Below are 16,975 nucleotides of genomic sequence, written 5' to 3' on the forward strand. Positions count from 1 at the left end.
GAGGTTCATATTTGGGGTTTGGCATGCCAATAACGGCTTTGGTGGACCTCTGTCAAGAAAGTGGACAGTCACGCAACAGACATTCTAGTCAATTGCTCAGCAAAACGAACTGGAGAAAGATACCCCAGCGCGCCATGCATTCGCTTGCGGTTATAGTAAAACTCAATATATTGAAAAAGTGTCTGGTAGGCTTGCTCCTTAGTTTTGAATCGTGGATTACAATAAATGAGCTCCTTTTTCAAAATGCTGTGCCACGACTCGATACAGGCGTTATCATAACAGTTACCTCTGCGGCTCATGCTGGACTCCATGCCATACGCTTTCAACTGCTTCGTGTATTCATGAGAAGTATATTGAGAACCTCTATCGGAGTGATGTAATAGACCCTTTTCCGGTTGTTTAGCTTCGTAGGCATCTTGTAAAGCGCCCGAAATCAAGCTAGTTTCCATATGGTTCTCCAAACGCCACCCCACGATTTCGCGCGTGCAAAGGTCCATCACACTAGCCAGGTACAAGCGCCCTCCCCGGCAAGGAATGTACGTAATGTCGGTAACCCATACTGAATTGGGTTTGAGTATTTTAAATTGCTGGTTCAGCGTATTCGGGGCAATCGGATGGTCATGATTGGAGTCAGTGGTCTGTACCCGATACGTTTTGGAGACAATGGAGCGAAGCTTCATATGTCGCATGTACACACTCACCGTGCGTTCGGTAACGGTATAACCTTCTTGATGTAACAGGCGGGTGATCTTCGGACTCCCATACCGCTTTTGATGGTCTGTAAAATGATACTGAATTCGCTTCATTATCGCAGCCTTACGAAGCATATGCGTACTGTTTTTTTCTGTCCGCCACTTGTAGTACCCGCTCCGTGACACATGTAGGGTCATGCACATCTTCTCCAAGAGAAACTCGGAGCGATGTTTTTCAATAAACTGGAATCTCAGTTCCTTGGTTTGCTGAAGATGTGCACTGCTTTTTTTACGATCGCTAATTCCTCTTCCACATCGGCAATCTTGTTATCTTTTTCTTGAAGTTGACGGCTCATTTCTTTCAACTGTGCCTCGAGTTCTCGTACTCGATCCACGCTAGCTGCCGGTTCATTCTTTAATTCTCGATACTGGCTCATCCATTGATGCAGGGTACTTTTTGGGATGTTGAGCTCTTCCGCCAAGTCGCCCACTGTCTTTGTTTGCTCTTGAATGAACTGCACTGTCTGTTTTTTAAATTCTTCGTTATACCGTTGTCGATGTTCTCCCATGTGAACACACCTCCGTGGACTCATTATCGCCAGTCTGTTAACTACTGTCCACTTTTTATTCTAGCTTCATGGGGTCCGTAAGGAAACCAAATATGGGATTATACTGCCTTTAGGGTCTGCGGTGTCCGATAGCTGCTTTTGTGCGGCAAATGTGATCTGAGGTAACTAAGGTTGGTGCGGTTGGTGCGGTTGGTGCTAAGAACAAGGTGGAATTTTTAAAAAAAGACGCAGACGTCACAGCAGCCATTATCATGACCTACTGGACACCCACGTCTATTGTAAAAAAAGGGATTGAAAATAGGAAAGAGCTTAAAGCTCTCTCCCGAGACTGTCATTAATGGTTAGACAAAAAGTGAACGGCTGATGATAACCAGCAAGATAAAGAGAACCAGGATGGCGCCAGTGCTAGTGAATGGGCCACCTCCACAACATCCATATCCGCCTCTAACTTCTTCGCTCATGTTCATTCCCCTTTCGGTGTGTGTGTTGTACTTGAGTACATCGTATTGTATGTGCGGAGAGAGGGGCGTGTATAGGCCAATGTCGGATTCGTGTACAAAAAAAATCAGCTCCATGAAAACGGAGCTGATTGTAAGCTATATAAAGTTCAGTTAGGCTTTTTCTAAATCGCGAACACCTGCGTATACAAGATCGAAAAGATCTTCGAGCTGTTCCTCTTCGATACATGAGAAAGCAATACGTAGGTCAGTTTCACCCAAAGCAATAGTGCCTAGTCCGTAATTATGAATCAGGTGAAGCCGGAGATCTTCAGCCGCAACTGTGTGCAGCTTCAGACACATAAAGTAACCGGAGTTAAAAGGATAATACGTCCACACATCCTCGCCGTATTTGCCGCTATCCAGCAGTGCTTTTACTTTATTCGCACGGCCTTTCATGATCTGGAACTTCTCTTCCTTCTGTGCTTCGAATTCCGGAGATTTCAAGGCGTCTAGTACGAAGGTCTGCGAAGGATGCGCACCGCTGGAAATGGTGGCACGGATGATGCCTAGTGTTTTTTGCTCCAATGCTGCCAGCAGGTCTTTGTCCTCCGAGGCATAAGTGATGAAACCCACACGGAAGCCCCAGACAAATTCTTCTTTGGTCGCACCGTCAATCTTGATTGGAAGCACACGAGGATGCAGATGAGCCAGTTTGCCAAACAGCGATTCTTTAAGTGAATCCTCAAAGAATAACCCGAAGTATGCATCATCACTTACAACAACAACGTTGATGCCTTCCTCAGCCGCACGAAGGATAGCTGCAACGATCTCATCGCCTTCCTTAATCCCTGGAGTATATCCGGTAGGATTGTTAGGGAAGTTCAGCAGCACAATCGCTTTGCCGCGTTCTTTTTGAGCAAGCAGCGCGTCTTCCAGACCTGCACTGTTAAACGTCATTTCTTCTGTGAACAGCGGATAGTTAACGGTCTCCCCATGGCGGCGGATTCCGAAGGTTAATTCGTAGTTCTCCCAGTTCTTGTCCGGGTAGATAATCGCGTCACCTGGCTCTGCGAAGAGGTCAGCGACAATGCTAAGCCCGTGAGTCAGGGCATTGGTTACAACGGGATTGCTGATGGTTTTACCTTCTAGCGATGGATTTTCGCGCAGCATCTTTTCACGCCATACAGTACGCAGCTCTGGTTTACCTGCCGGAGGGGCGTAACTATAAAGATCCTTAGGACTGTAAGCGGAGAGTTTATCCTGAATGACGCCGAGGTGCATAGGTACGCCACCTTCAGTAGCAATACCGATGGTTGCGTTGTATTTCTTGGCGTGAGCTCCTGCTTCAGCGGATTGGCTCAGGATGCCCTCTTTTGGGAAGTAAATCTCTTTGCCAAGCGTAGAGAGCATATCATACACATGTTCATTTCCTGCTTTGATACTTTCGTTTAATTGTCCAGCTAGTGGATTCATCAGTTTCATCCTTCCAGGGTTCTTTGGGGATAACATACTGTTAACATTGCCTAACATTATATCACCGCCAATTGCAACCGTCACTTGGAAAGATACGATTTTTAAAAAATATCATTCGGCGTGGAAAGGGCAGTATTTTTTCATCATTTCTATCGTTTCTTCATCACGCGGATTATTTCTTTCAGACAGGCCGGAAATGATGCCGGAGCGCTCTTCTTCTTTTAGGTTTTGCCCAAACTTAAACTTCGCAGTGATCTCCTCGGGGGTAATGCGCACAACGGCAACACCCTTTAGACGGGGACGATATTTAGGGTCCTCTGCATCGATGGAATCATAACCCCCCTCGGGCTGGAGCTTTTTCATAAATAAGGAGAGTACACTGGCTTTTTCACTAATGTCTTCAACAGGTTCGGCTGTGCCGTAGGCGGTCACACTTTTAAAATAGGCGGTTGCTGGGCAGGCCAGCTCGGGATCGCTAAAATAAGACGGGATAAGGGCATACTCATCCGCTACCGTAAAGCAGACCTTCTGCTGATTGCGGATCGACTTCATTTTGCCACCAGCATGACTGCCATGGAAATAGAAACAACCATCTGTATATACAAAATTCAGCGGTGTCACCCGCGGTTGCCCCTGTTCATCGCTTGTACCGAGAAAACCAAAACTCATTCCGTTAAGAAAAGAGACCAATTCTTCCTCCCGATCTACTTTGAATTCTTTTCTGCGCATAGGGATCACGTCCTCTTTCTTTTTTAGTCTAGAGCGTCTGCTCCAATGTAAATGTTCTTTAAAGAATAGTAGAGTGGTTGACAATTAAAAAGGACCAATTAAGATAGTTTTTAATGGACCACTTGCTGGTCAAGGAGGATAACGATGAATATCACGCTGGCATACGATCAATATCTGGCGATACACCGTTACAAATATTTAGCGTTATATCACGCGCTCCGTGCAGGAATACTGGAAGGAACACTTCCGGGAGGCACTCCGCTGCCGTCTACACGAAGTCTTGCTAAGCACTATGAGCTGTCGCGCGGATCGGTCTCGCAGGTGTATGAAATGTTGCTCGCTGATGGTTATGTAAGGACTGAAACGGGGCGGGGGACATTCGTATCGGAAGATAGCTTTGCTTCAGCTGCCAGTCGCAGTGACGGTGAGAACCGGGCTTTGGGTGAAGACGCAGATGCTGCTGGAGGAGATTGTGCAAGCGAGACTACGATTCCAATCTCGGCATGGGGAAAGCGGCTGCTTGCGCGCCCGATACCCTTCTATGGAAAGAGTAACAAGAAAGTAGTGAGCTTCCAGAGTAGTGGTATGCGGATGGAACATTTTCCATACTCCGAATGGCGCAGTGCGCTCTCTTATGCCGGAGGGAAGGAAGGTGGATTGCTGCAAAGCACTTGTCCACCTCAAGGCGATGAAGGACTTCGGAAAGCTATCGCTGCACATCTGCGGATTACCCGCGGGATTCGCGCGGATGCAGAGCATATCGTATTGTTCAGCGGCTCGATGCAAGGCATCGTTATTTTGACGCAGCTGCTGCTGGATGCAGGAGGCTCAGCGGTCGTTGAGGACCCGGGCTTTCACGGGATTCGCCGAGCCGTAGAGATCACTGGAGGCCGATTGCTGGCAGGGAAGCTGGATGGCAATGGTCTTATTCCGGAGGATTGGGATGCCCGGCTGTTGTTTGTTACGCCGAGCCGTCAATTTCCTACGGGTGTGGTACTGCCTTTGGAACGACGCCGAACCTTGTTGGAATGGGCGCAGCGGCATCATGCAGTAATTATTGAAGATGATTATGACAGTGAGTTCCGTTGGGCTGGGCGGCCCATCGAGCCCTTAAAAGCACTGGATCGTGAAGAGCGGGTCGTATATGTGGGCTCCTTTTCAAACACGATGTTTTCAGGCCTGCGGCTCGGCTTTGTAGTGCTTCCGCCCTCTTTAGTAAAGCCGACTATCGCCGCCAAGGCGCTATATGAGCCCTTGCCGGTAGGGCTGCTGGAGCAGCGAGCCTTGGCGCGGTTCATGAATACAGGCGGCTATGGCCGTCATCTTCGCCGGATGACACGCATCTATGGTGAACGCGGACGCATCCTCAGGACGCTGCTGTCGGAACGGCTTAAGGAGCTCTTCGAGCTGCTGCCTGGTGATGCAGGCTTGCATGTATATGCCCGCTGGCTGCGCAGCAGCGAAGAGTTTGTAGCTTTCCGAGCGGCAGCGCTTAGGCGCGGCACGGATTTTAGAGATGCCGCGTTATATCAGCTATCACCGGGAGCGCCGGCCGCTTGTTTTTCTTTTGCCCATCTGAATGCCGCGGAGCTGGAGGAAGGGATAACAAGCCTGCATCTGGCGTGGGAAGATGTACAAAATGCAACATGACAAGGTATGATAAAGAAGATGAAATGCAAAACTAAGCGAATGCTTACGAATTTTGACGAAGAAACTCGGAGTAGATTAAGCTAAACAAAACTATATAGACACTGCGAAGTCAGAAAGAGCAGATTTGCTGAGAATACTAAGCGGATGCTTACGAGACAAGTTTTGCTAACAAAACAAAGCGGATGCTTACGAAGCAAGTTTTGCGAAGAGGTTTAAAGTAGGTTATGCTAACAAAACTTTTAGGAGGGAACGTTATGCTGCATGCATCGCCGTCCTCTTTTGTTATTTTGCCGGCTCTGGCTAAGATTGTATGCGAGCCGGGCTGGAAATGGCAAAAAAGAGAGAAGTCGCTGCAAAATTATGATTTATTTTATGTATGGAGCGGGGAAGGGACGGTTGTGCGTAACGATGAACCCTTTCAAGTAGGCAAGGGAAGCTGCTTCCTTTTTCGTCCGGGTGACCATACAAGTGCTACACATAATCCGCAAAAGCCACTTGTACTTACATATATTCATTTTGATGTCTCCGAAGAGGTGACGGATATTCCGCTGCCCTATCGTGAGCTTACAGAAACCGTTGAATTTGAACATCTGCTTGCTCGGTACGTTCGACTATTTCTGGTGGATACTTACGCCGCTGAGGAAGAAGGGCAGCTTGTACTGAAGCAGCTGATGATTCATCTGCTGAGGGAGGACCGTGTGAAGCCAGTAGAACGTTATGTTAGCAATCATTTGACAGAAATCATTCACGAAATAGCGAACTATGTGAGCCAGCATCCGGGGATTGCACATCGTGTAGAGGATCTTGCTGCTCGTGCGGGGCTTTCACCGCGGTATTTTTCAATTAAGTTCAAGGAGCTTACGGGTTCTTCTGTGCAGTCTTATGTCATCCGAGCCCGGATTGAGCGTGCTCAGCATTTACTGCTGTACGCGGGAATGAATGTTACTGAGGTAGCAGATGCGCTTGGGTATCGTGACATTTTCTTTTTCAGCCGCCAGTTCAAGCAATATACCGGAAAAAGTCCATCTGAGATCCGCTGATTCACTTTTGTTGTTTCAGTTTGTTCAACCAAGGGTAAATACTTTGCAGTTTAGTTTACAGAGAATTTACATAACTTCTTGGAAGGAGACTCTTGGCATGATCATCAGACGCAGAATTTGCAACACGGATTGTAAGAGTGGAGGCGGAGGTATTTTTAGAAACCGCTTAAAACGGTTAAAGCAGGCGAATGCTTTTGTCGTGGATAGCTGGTTCTAATTGAACAAGCAAGCATAGAATCGCATGATATGACTAAAAATATAAATAGCCGGGGCCGTGAGGCATCCGGTTTTTTTGTGTTGTTAGAAAATGATATATATAATGAACTTAAGTCGAAGATTAGAGTAACTGATGCGCATTTCATCGTGCCTCACGTTGTATTTTGTACAATAGATTGACTCTAATAGCAGTACAATTTGAATTCTGTGACACATCTTACATTCAAATTCAGCAGAAACAGCCTTTCTAGAGATTATCACGATAATCTATTGCACGAAGTACAATGTAATGTATCTTCAAGTGAAAGTTAAGATTTTCTGTTGCACATTCTGCAATGAAGCATACGCTCATTTACCGCAATATCCACACACCATTCACGCTCCATGCACGCCTCATTCACGTACCTTTGAGGATGTTTAATTGGTCTAACTATGAGGTAGCGGTAGATATTTATTTCTACGATTGGGTTATTACTAAGGTGAGAGCTTTCTGCGATACGTTTCGCATAATGTTGTTCGTCGGTAGAATATATAAGGTTCATAGTTGGAAGGAGAGAGAGAAAATGTACGAAATCGTACTTATACGTCATGGTGAGAGCCAGTACAATGTACAGAATTTGTTCACAGGCTGGAGTGACCCGGATTTAACTGAGAAGGGTATCCAAGAGGCAAAGACTGCTGGTAAGCTGTTGAAGGACGCTGGGTATACATTTGATCTGGCTTTTGCTTCGGTACTCAGGCGCTCGATTAAAACTCTTAACTATGTACTGGATGAGATGGATTTGCTGTGGATTCCCGTGCAAAAGTCTTGGAAATTGAATGAACGCCATTACGGGGCATTGCAGGGATTAAGTAAAAGCGAGACAGCACTAAAATATGGAGATGAGCAGCTGCATATCTGGCGGCGGAGTTTATCGGTGAGACCCCCGTTGCTGGAGCTTGATGATCCTAGGTATGCCAGAAACGATATTCGCTACAGCAGTGTTCGTCCGGGAGATATCCCGCGTGGAGAGAGCCTGGAGGACACTGTACATCGTGTAGGCGATTTCTGGGAAAACCGGATCGTACCTCTTTTGCGTAAAAAAGAACGGGTGCTTATCTCAGCCCACGGCAATACGCTGCGTGCATTGATTAAATTTATGGAGGATATTGATGAAGCGGCATTACTGGAGCTCAATATCCCTACCGGAGTACCACTCGTGTACAAACTGGATGAGGACATGAATCCTATCAGTCGCTTTTATCTAGGCGATCCGGAACAGGTAGCGGCCAAGGCGCTTGATGTTGCTAAGCAGGGACATGTGTAATTGGCGTGTAATAAGCGTATAGGCGTAGCAGGTGTATTGAGTATAACGGGTGTACAGTAATAAGCAAAACGGGGCGTAAAGGTTAAATAAGCGCAACAGGTGTAATAGGTTATATAAGCGTAACAGGCGTATTAGGTGTAATAAGCATAACAGGTGTATTAGGTTAAATAGGCGCAACAGGCGTAATAGGTGGGTTACATGAAAAGATAAAAGGACAGCCTTGGGGCTGTCCTTTTTGTTATTAGTGTGTTTGTGACCAATTAAATGTGCGAAAATGGCGCGTTTAAGGTCAGTTGGGTCCGATGGCGTTGAATGCTAACCTTCCACCAATTCTCCGTTGATTCTCGACCAACACTCTACCAGCCCTCCACTAACGCTCGACTAGTCCTTAACTAACTTTCGACCAACCTCCACCAACGCTCTGCAAATGCTTACGGACTCAGCAGCCGCTATTTGCCCATTTATCGCCATTTGAGCGGAGTTTCGGACTCCAGCGTCGCTATTTCCCATGAATCGACTCTAATATGGCGTTTTTCATGCCAATAGCTGCGGTGGAGTCCGATAGAATTGCAAATGTGTGAAAAAGCCGCGTATAAGGTCATCTGGGTCCGATAGCGCTGAGGCTAACCTTTCACCAACTTTCCGTTGATTCTCGACCAACTCTCGACCAGCCCTCAACTAACGCTCGACCACCTTCCACCAGCTCTCGACTAGCCCTCAACTAACGCTCGACCAACCTCCACCAACGCTCTGCAAATGCTTACGGACTCAGCAGCCGCTATCTGCCCATTTATCGCTATTGGAGCGGAGTTTCGGACTCCAGCGTCGCTATTGCCCAAGAATCGACTCTAATATGGCGTTTTTCATGCCAATAGCTGCGGTGGAGTCCGATAGAATCGCAAATGTGTGAAAAAACCGCGTATAAGGTCATCTGGGTCCGATAGCGGCGAGCACACACCTTCCACCAGCTCTCGACCAGCTCTCGACCAGCTCTTGACCAGCCTCAACCAGCCCTCAACTAACACTCGACTAGCCCTCAACTAACGCTCGAGCAACCTCCCCCAACGCTCTGCAAATGCTTACGGACTCAGCAGCCGCTATCTGCCCATTTATCGCCATTTGGGCGGAGTTTCGGACTCCAGCGCCGCTATTGCCTAAGATCTAGCGCAAATAGGGTGTTTTTCATGCCAATAGCTGCGGTGGAGTCCGATAGAATTGCAAATGTGCGAAAAAGCCGCGTATAAGGTCAGCTGGGTCCGATAGCTAGCGATAGGTGTACGTTGGCTAGCGATAGGTGTACGATGGCTAGACGATATGTATACGTTGGCTAGCGATAGGTAGGTGATAGCTGGACGATAGCTAGAGCGTTCGCGTCCGCAACTGTGCTCCACACGAAGTCCCCAAAATTAGAGGGCACCCCAGCAGCCATTTCATGGCTTTTGAGGCACCCTCTAATTTTTCTGGGAATTCGCCTAAATCTCCCTACAAAGGTCGATGCAACGTTCCCAGTAGTTCGCCCATTTTTACCTTTGAGTTGACCTCAAGCTTGGGTCTCGGGGTAAAGGTACCGCTTTCCGTGAGCAGCACTACGGTGGAGCCAAACTCAAAATAAGCCAGATCATCGCCTATTTGCCACTCGGCAGCCGTATCATCCGTATAACGGATACTGCTGACGTTCATTGCGCCTACCTTTACTACCGCGGTTTCCCCGTGACTCCCGGCAATATACGTAATGAGACGTTCGTTGCGGTTCAGGACACCCTTCATATGTCGCATTCCGAAATCGTTGACAGGATAGGCCCGTCCGCGAATATAATCGCTCTCCACCTTTTGTCCGGTAAGGGGAGAGTGAATCCGGTGATAATCGGTAGGACTCAAATAAAGAACGAAGAAAAAACCCTTCTTGTACAGCTCCAGATGCGGGGAGTGATTAAGGAGATCCTCGATCTTATAATCCTGCCCTTTTACATTCATAATCGTACCTGCGTTAATGTCACCCATAGCAGTAATCGTTGCGTCTACGGGACTAACCAAAGCGTCAGCGTCGGTTGCAATAGGCCGCATGCCCGGCTTCAGCCGGCGGCTGAAAAACTCATTAAGAGTGAGATATTCTCCAGGATTTTTCTCCGCTTGAGCGGAGGGGATTTGATAAGTCTTAATAAATGCCGGGATAAGAAAACGGCTGATTCTACTATGAGAAAAAGATCCCATTAACCGTGAAAGCCACCGGTGTGAGGATAGCTCGGTCATCAGCCGTAGCAATTGTTTTACCATGCCCATCTCCCTTCCATAATGCAGCAGTACGGTTGTATACGGGTCGTCTCTGCTCTGCATTATATTGACATAGAATAGGAGACAAATCAATAACTGTTATATACCGTACTGTTCGTTTCTATTAAAAAACGCGCGTATCCCATAGGTCTGCGATAGCTGTCTTTCCAAATTTCCGTAAGGCCGGCTTTATGAAATCCGTAGCGTTGGTCACGACCGTTACACTCTATGAAGAAGAGTCGTCCGTCCTTAGTAATGCCTATATCCAGTCCGATATCGGCCAGTCCGGGAAGGTCTTGCTCCAGACACCGTGCGATTGCAAGGCTAAGTATTTCGACAGACATACGGATGTGGGCCGCTGTGGATCTTGAAAAGGCCTTTTCGAGCGCGAGGGAGGAGCTTAACGCTTCTCCTCCGCGGGCTATATTGGAGACAAAGCCCCCTGGGGCAGCCAGTTTGGCGAAGAGCCCAGTGACCTGCCAATCTCCTCCCCAGCCGCGCTGAACGGTGACGCGTAGATCAAAGGGACGTCCTCCAATCTCAGCAAGGGGAATACGTTCTTGTACAAGATAAGGCACGGAGGTTAGGCGTGCGCGGAGCGCTTGTGGCAACGCCGCCTGATTGACGGGAATACTTCTCCAGCGCTGCATCGAAGGGGAGAGGTAGCTCAAGGTCCAACGCTGAGCTCCCTTGCGGACCAGCCGCATGACCCCATTCCCTATACTTCCCCGGCAAGGTTTAAGAATGAGATCGGGATAAAGATTCATCATTTCTTTTAGGCCTGAGACTCTCGTTGTTACGGGTAAATATTCGCGAAGCTCCGTATTTTTTTCAAGCAGCTGATGGATCTCATCTTTGCCGTATCGATTACATGTATTGAAAATCAGGGGATAGTGCTTCAGCAGACGCTGCATTCCAGGGCTGTTTTTGCTGTATATTGCCCGGTTATGGATAACAGCAGGCGTAGGAACAACTACGCTTTTATATCCATTAGCTCCCTTTATATAGGCGGCACTAAAGCCTGTGTCCGTATCGATGTCCGCGAGCTTCAGGAAGCAAGGGACTAAACCGTATGCCGCCGCGGCCTCTTCATAGTTGGATAGAGACTCCTGTCCTGTTTTTAGCCGGGGAACGCCCCGGTGCATATCGGCATTTAGTAATATTCCAACGAGCTTATGCCCCATGTTTGTTCCTCCTGTTTCATCGGTTACATGATCCCTGCTTTTTCTACTCTTGTCATAGTATGTTTGTACCCGCGTGTCAGGGTGGACGAATGCGCGAAGGCAGATGCCTTTTTTTATACATAATCTTATGAAGGCCTCATCGCAAAAGGGTGTCATAAGCCCATACCGCTGCATATGATGCCTAGGAGAAACATTAGATGGAAGGAGGAGACTGCTTGTGAGGGGTTCCAAAAAAAAGCAGCCGCGCAGTCCACAGAAACGACTCTATTTTGTAGATAATCCCAATAAAGAGGAACTGAGTATGCTGGATACCAAAAGCAGCTCTAGAAGCTCGGGGAATAACAGTGACGGAGTCAGTGAAGCAGAGATCGCGGAAGTTCAGGTAAGTGGGGGAGCAATAGCTGAAGTCGTTCTAGAGGAGCCAACTTCTGCTCCAGTTCTACAATTGGAGCCGGAGCTTATAGAGGAAGCGCAGCTTCAGAAACAGGCGGATAATCTTCCTGAAACCGTATGGTTCGCTCCTCCAGAGAAAGAACGTTTTCAGCCCGTTTATACAGATGATCTTTCGGATGCAGCGGTGACCGGAGCCAAAATCGCTCCACGTACCATTGACGGTTCTAAGCTAAAGTTCGGCATTATTGGTACACCTTGGCTGCAAGATTACGCTGTACAGAGTATCAATATCGCGGACAAGGCAGTCACTTCTGCAAAAATCGCACCAGAATCGATAGTGGGCGAGCATTTAGCAGAAGGAAGCGTTAGTGGCGGTAAGCTGCTGGATCATTCGATCAGTGGAGAGAAGCTGAAAAATGGCAGTATTAGTCCAGAGAAGCTGGCTGATCGGATTATAGGCGGCGGTCAAATTGCAGATAAAGCTATTGAGAGCCGCCATTTAAGCGATTTGATTATTACTGCGGATTTACTGGAAGATGGAGCCGTTACTAGTGACAAAATAGGAAGCAGCAGCATCACAAGCCGCCACCTGGCAAACGGCAGTGTTGACCGTTCCAAGCTGGCCGATGCAGCGGTATCTGGCGATAAAATAGCTGATGGTGAAATCAGCAGCTCAAAGCTAGCGGATGCTGTCATTGAAGGCCGCCATCTTAGCGACGCTTTGATAACCGCCAGACATCTGGCCCCGGGAGCGATTGGTTCTGATCAGCTTGCCAGCAAATTGATCGGTAAGGAACAGCTGCAGTCGGGTATTATCGAAGGCGGGCATTTAGCTGATGGAGCTATAGGTTCTAAGCAACTTGGTGCAGATGTCGTAAGAAGCGTACATTTAAGCCCAGAAAGTGTGAATGGTAATCATATCGGTGATGGCGAAATATCAAGTCGGCATTTGGCTGACCGCAGCATCTCTTTTTTAAAGCTGGCTGAGGGTGCAGTAGGGACTGCGCAGTTAGTGGAGCAAGCGGTAACCTCGTCCAAAATTGCTGACCAAAGCATTCTCCCACATAAGCTGGCAGACGAAGCAGTGACCACAAGACATATTGCTAAATCCGCCATTCGCGGACCGCAAATTGCTATGCAAGCCATAACTTCTATTCATCTGGAACGCGAAGCAGTGAATCATTCGCATATAGCTGCGGAAGCGGTCGGCTCGGAGCAGCTCAAGGAAGAAGCTATTCAGACTCAACATTTATCTTCCGGTGCTGTGACTGGAGAACAGCTGGCTTCAGAATCTGTGGGTGGGGAGCATCTTCGTGCACAGAGCGTTACTTCAGCCAAGTTGGCAGATGGAAGTGTAAATGCAGCTAAGCTGGCAGCGGGTGCAGTGATTGGCAGCACGATTGCGCGTGAAGTAGTCAGTGGCGAACATATCGCTTTTTGTACAGTGGAGGAAAAACATCTGGCGGATGCCAGTGTGAGCGGCCGTGTATTGCAGGATGCTGTGGTAAATAAGGATCATTTGGCCACGGGAGCCGTGGAACGAAGACATCTTGGTGAAAATAGTGTGACTTCCGCTGCGATTCAATCGGGCTCAGTTTCAGGAGATAAGCTGGCTTCCGCTGCGGTGAGAGAAATTCACCTGGCAGCAGGAGCCGTGCAGCCTCATCATCTGGCCGATCATGCAGTGACCTCGTTGAAGCTTTCACCGGAAAGTGTCTCAACGGATAAAATCAGTGATTTAGCAGTCACTTCGGCTAAGCTTGCAGACGGCAGCATAGAATCGAGTAAACTGGCGGCGTCAGCAGTTCAAGCTGAGCATTTGTCGGTAAATGCTGTAAGTTCGAAAACCATAAGCGAAAGTGCTGTTCAAAGTAGACATTTGAATCCTGGCAGTGTCAGCGGGGCGCATATCCGGCCGTTGTCTATCGGGAATGGTCATATCCTTCCGAATTCTATTTCTGCGGTTCAAATCCAAGAGGGCAGTATTAATAGCTCTAAGCTGGTAAAAGGTGCCGTGGATTCTCAGCATCTTTCACCTGGTAGTGTAGACGGCAGCCATCTGTGTATCGATACGATTGAAGGCCGTCATATCCTACCGGGTGAGATCACGCTGGCTCATCTGGCGGAAGAGGTACGTAGCTCTGAATTGCTGCCAGACGGCTGCATAACTGGGGAGAAGCTGGCAGAAGGATCGGTAGATTCCAATCATCTCCTGCCTGGAAGTGTGAACGGAAGCCATTTGAACTCGGGTTCTGTAGAAGGTCGACATATCCTACCGGGTGAGGTCACGCTTGCTCATCTGGCTGCAGATGCATATACCTCCGACTTGCTGCCTGAAGGCAGTATTACCGGGAAGAAGCTGGCGGGAGCATCCGTAGATTCTATTCATTTAGTGTTTGGAAGTGTGGAAGGCGGACATCTGAGTTCAGGTTCCGTCGAAGGACGTCATATTGGAAAAGGTGAGATTACCTTAGCTCATCTTGCCGATGAAACCCGAAGCGCTGATCTGCTGCCAGACGGTAGCATTACTAGAGAGAAGCTGGCGGAAGAATCCGTAAGTTCTATACATCTAGTGCCTGGCAGTGTGGATGGCAGCCATTTAGGCCCAGACACAGTTGAAGGACGTCATATCCGATACGGTGAGATCACGCTGGCTCATTTGGCAAAAGAAACACGCAGCTCCAAATTGCTGCCAGACGGTAGTATTTCTGGAGTAAAGCTGGCACATGCTTCCGTAAATTCAAATCATCTAGTACCTGGCAGTGTGGAAGGCGTTCATCTAAGCTCAGGTTCTGTCGAAGGACGCCATATTGGAAAAGGTGAGATTACGTTAGCTCATCTGGCCGAAGAAACACGTAGCGCTGACTTGCTGCCAGACGGTAGCATCACTCGGGAGAAGTTGGCGGAAGAATCCGTAAATTCTAATCATCTGGTGCCTGGAAGCGTAGATGGCAGTCATTTGAGTCCAGACACAATAGAAGGACGTCATATCCGATATGGTGAGATCACGCTGGCTCATTTGGCCGAAGAAACACGCAGCTCCAATTTGCTGCCAGACGGTAGCATTACTGGGGAGAAACTGGCGGAAGCATCCATAAATTCAAATCACATTGTACCTGAAAGCGTGGAGGGAACTCATCTGAGTCCGTCTGCAATAGAAGGACGCCATATTGGAAAAGGTGAGATCAAGCTAGCGCATCTGGCGGATGAGGTACGCAGCTCCGAGCTGCTGCCAGACGGAAGCATTACTGGGGAGAAGCTGGCGGAAGCCTCCGTAGAAGCAATTCATCTAGTGCCTGGAAGTGTGGATAGAACTCATCTGAGTCCGTCTGCAGTAGAAGGTCTCCATATTGGAAAAGGTGAGATCAAGCTAGCACATCTAGCGGATGAGGTACGCAGCACCGAGTTACTGCCGGATGGCAGCATTACCGGTAAAAAGTTGGAGGGTGGATCTATTACTGCCTACCACTTGGCTCCTGGCAGTGTCTATGGGGGACACTTAGGGGGGAATGCGGTAGATAGCCGCCATATCCGTGCTGGAAGCATTACTCTGAATCATTTGGCAGAAGAAGTGCGCAGTGCTGATTTATTACCGGAAGGCAGTATTACAGGCGAGAAGATTGAAGTCGCGACGATTCAGTCTTTCCATTTAGCCCAAGGCAGCGTCTCTGGAGGTCATTTGGCCGGGGATGCGGTGGATGGCCGCCATATTCGATCGGACAGCATCACCCTGAATCATTTGGCAGAAGAGGTACGCAGTGCGGATTTGTTGCCGGATGGCAGCATTACGGAAGAAAAACTCGCTGAAGGCTCCGTGAGTTCTTCACATTTACAACCATGGAGTGTTTACGGAGAGCATCTTGCTGACAAGATCGTGGCAGATCGGCATTTGCAGCCTGGCATCATCAAATTAGAGCATCTTGCGGATGAAACACGCAGCTCAGCCCTGCTCCCGGATGGCAGTATCAACGGAGCTAAGCTGAAGGAAGGCAGCATCGAGTCCGCTCATCTGACAGAAGGTGCAGTAGGGACAACAGAGCTTCAGGATGAAGCAGTAGTAGCATCCAAAATCTCTTCGTTTGCGATTCAAGCCCGCCATCTGGAAGAAGAAAGTGTTCAGGAATATCATATTTCCCCAGGTGCAGTAAACGGGACTCATCTGGCACCGAACTCTGTAAATACAGATCATCTGTCCTTCAGTCCGATTCAGACAGCTGGGAAGCGAGAAGCACTACAGCAGTTTGGAATGACAGCATTTATGTTCAATGGGGATGCAGAGAGTGTAGAGGTGACCGTATCGTTTGATGAGAGCTTTGGGCATACGGGTTATGTGCTTGTTGCCATGACCAATCAGCCTTACTTCTATGCTTCCTTAAAGAGCAGAGCCAATGGAGAAGCAGTGATTCAAGTGGTGCGGTTGCGCGAAACTCCGCATTTCTATGGGGTCATCTCTTGGATTGCTATAGGCGCTCCTTTAGCTAAACCGGCAGCGGATGATCGCGTATTTGATTGAACCTTAAGCAATTCCTCTTAAAAACAGCAGAGCAGCGAATCTCCTTATTGGAGATCGCTGCTCTGTTTTTTTGGTGGGGAACGGTACTTGTCAGCATCGCCGGGTTCTAATTATTCGCTGTGGCTGCGGATCTGTCCGATAGCCTGGTAGTCTAACATCCGCTGCCACTACGGACCCAGATGGCGTTATTTGCAGATTTATCGTTTTTTGAGGCTGGTTTCGGACTCTAGTGACGCTATTGTATAGAAAAAGAGCCTTATTGGGTTCTTTTCATGCCAATAGCTGCTATGGAGTCCGTTAATAACCTAAAAGTGTGATAATGCGGCGAATAGGAGCAACTGTGTCCGATAGCGCTGAAGTATAATCATCCGCTGTGGATTCGGTTGTGTCCGATAGTGCAAAAGTATAATCATCCGTTGTGGATTCGGTTGTGTCCGATAGCGCTAAAGTACAATTACCTGATGCGGATTCGGCTGTGTCCGATAGCGTCCTAACCTA

General features: G+C 48.3%; 12 protein-coding genes. 4 read left to right on the plus strand and 8 right to left on the minus strand.

Annotated elements, in window-relative coordinates; translation table 11 throughout:
* Positions 1-68: 68 nt before the first annotated feature.
* The 6 genes from MHH63_RS02475 to MHH63_RS02500 form a co-directional block, all read right to left on the minus strand.
* Positions 69-995, minus strand: a complete 927-nt coding sequence (locus MHH63_RS02475) for an IS3 family transposase (protein ID WP_341171986.1) — start codon at positions 993-995, stop codon at positions 69-71.
* Positions 944-1,261 (minus strand): transposase, encoded by a 318-nt coding sequence (locus tag MHH63_RS02480; protein WP_036683594.1) that lies wholly within the window; start codon positions 1,259-1,261, stop codon positions 944-946. The genes MHH63_RS02475 and MHH63_RS02480 overlap by 52 nt, the downstream gene beginning before the upstream one ends.
* A gap of 109 nt (positions 1,262-1,370) precedes the next feature.
* Positions 1,371-1,508, minus strand: coding sequence for a hypothetical protein (locus MHH63_RS02485; protein ID WP_341171180.1), 138 nt, complete (start codon positions 1,506-1,508; stop codon positions 1,371-1,373).
* A gap of 94 nt (positions 1,509-1,602) precedes the next feature.
* A complete protein-coding gene (locus MHH63_RS02490; RefSeq protein ID WP_212592220.1) occupies positions 1,603-1,722 on the minus strand; it encodes a YjcZ family sporulation protein in 120 nt (39 codons plus the stop codon).
* A 150-nt stretch (positions 1,723-1,872) separates the two neighbouring features.
* Complete coding sequence (locus MHH63_RS02495) at positions 1,873-3,174, minus strand: aminotransferase class I/II-fold pyridoxal phosphate-dependent enzyme (protein ID WP_036679816.1); 1,302 nt, start codon at positions 3,172-3,174, stop codon at positions 1,873-1,875.
* A 111-nt stretch (positions 3,175-3,285) separates the two neighbouring features.
* Positions 3,286-3,903 carry a pyridoxamine 5'-phosphate oxidase family protein gene (locus MHH63_RS02500; RefSeq protein ID WP_076184750.1) on the minus strand — a complete coding sequence of 206 codons (618 nt, stop codon included), beginning with the start codon at positions 3,901-3,903 and terminating at the stop codon, positions 3,286-3,288.
* 144 nt (positions 3,904-4,047) lie between these two features.
* Between MHH63_RS02500 and pdxR the strand changes: the two genes are divergently transcribed.
* From pdxR to gpmA, 3 genes are all read left to right on the plus strand, one after another.
* Positions 4,048-5,553, plus strand: coding sequence for a MocR-like pyridoxine biosynthesis transcription factor PdxR (gene pdxR, locus MHH63_RS02505; protein WP_341171181.1), 1,506 nt, complete (start codon positions 4,048-4,050; stop codon positions 5,551-5,553).
* A gap of 254 nt (positions 5,554-5,807) precedes the next feature.
* Positions 5,808-6,593, plus strand: a complete 786-nt coding sequence (locus MHH63_RS02510) for a helix-turn-helix domain-containing protein (protein ID WP_036679782.1) — start codon at positions 5,808-5,810, stop codon at positions 6,591-6,593.
* A 779-nt stretch (positions 6,594-7,372) separates the two neighbouring features.
* Positions 7,373-8,116: a 2,3-diphosphoglycerate-dependent phosphoglycerate mutase gene (gene gpmA / locus MHH63_RS02515; RefSeq protein ID WP_341171182.1), complete on the plus strand. Its 744-nt coding sequence runs from the start codon at positions 7,373-7,375 to the stop codon at positions 8,114-8,116.
* A 1,482-nt stretch (positions 8,117-9,598) separates the two neighbouring features.
* Here the strand turns inward: gpmA and asd are convergent.
* Positions 9,599-10,390, minus strand: coding sequence for an archaetidylserine decarboxylase (gene asd, locus MHH63_RS02520; RefSeq protein WP_076130450.1), 792 nt, complete (start codon positions 10,388-10,390; stop codon positions 9,599-9,601).
* Between the two features lie 86 nt (positions 10,391-10,476).
* Positions 10,477-11,571 (minus strand): YheC/YheD family endospore coat-associated protein, encoded by a 1,095-nt coding sequence (locus MHH63_RS02525; protein ID WP_076219591.1) that lies wholly within the window; start codon positions 11,569-11,571, stop codon positions 10,477-10,479.
* A 217-nt stretch (positions 11,572-11,788) separates the two neighbouring features.
* On the opposite strand from MHH63_RS02525, the gene MHH63_RS02530 reads away from it, so the two are divergent.
* Positions 11,789-16,477, plus strand: a complete 4,689-nt coding sequence (locus MHH63_RS02530; RefSeq protein ID WP_341171183.1) for a WIAG-tail domain — start codon at positions 11,789-11,791, stop codon at positions 16,475-16,477.
* Positions 16,478-16,975: the final 498 nt, after the last annotated feature.

The sequence above is a fragment of the Paenibacillus sp. FSL H3-0310 genome (assembly GCF_038002785.1).
In the GTDB taxonomy this organism is placed as follows: Bacteria; Bacillota; Bacilli; order Paenibacillales; family Paenibacillaceae; genus Paenibacillus_AQ; species Paenibacillus_AQ odorifer.

Bases quoted from the DNA above. Each gene is read 5' to 3' on its own strand.
- MHH63_RS02480 (WP_036683594.1), bottom strand. From the start codon at position 1,261: ATGGGAGAACATCGACAACGGTATAACGAAGAATTTAAAAAACAGACA.
- MHH63_RS02485 (WP_341171180.1), bottom strand. From the start codon at position 1,508: ATGGCTGCTGTGACGTCTGCGTCTTTTTTTAAAAATTCCACCTTGTTC.
- MHH63_RS02490 (WP_212592220.1), bottom strand. From the start codon at position 1,722: ATGAGCGAAGAAGTTAGAGGCGGATATGGATGTTGTGGAGGTGGCCCA.
- MHH63_RS02495 (WP_036679816.1), bottom strand. From the start codon at position 3,174: ATGAATCCACTAGCTGGACAATTAAACGAAAGTATCAAAGCAGGAAAT.
- MHH63_RS02500 (WP_076184750.1), bottom strand. From the start codon at position 3,903: ATGCGCAGAAAAGAATTCAAAGTAGATCGGGAGGAAGAATTGGTCTCT.
- pdxR (WP_341171181.1), top strand. From the start codon at position 4,048: ATGAATATCACGCTGGCATACGATCAATATCTGGCGATACACCGTTAC.
- MHH63_RS02510 (WP_036679782.1), top strand. From the start codon at position 5,808: ATGCTGCATGCATCGCCGTCCTCTTTTGTTATTTTGCCGGCTCTGGCT.
- gpmA (WP_341171182.1), top strand. From the start codon at position 7,373: ATGTACGAAATCGTACTTATACGTCATGGTGAGAGCCAGTACAATGTA.
- asd (WP_076130450.1), bottom strand. From the start codon at position 10,390: ATGGTAAAACAATTGCTACGGCTGATGACCGAGCTATCCTCACACCGG.
- MHH63_RS02525 (WP_076219591.1), bottom strand. From the start codon at position 11,571: ATGGGGCATAAGCTCGTTGGAATATTACTAAATGCCGATATGCACCGG.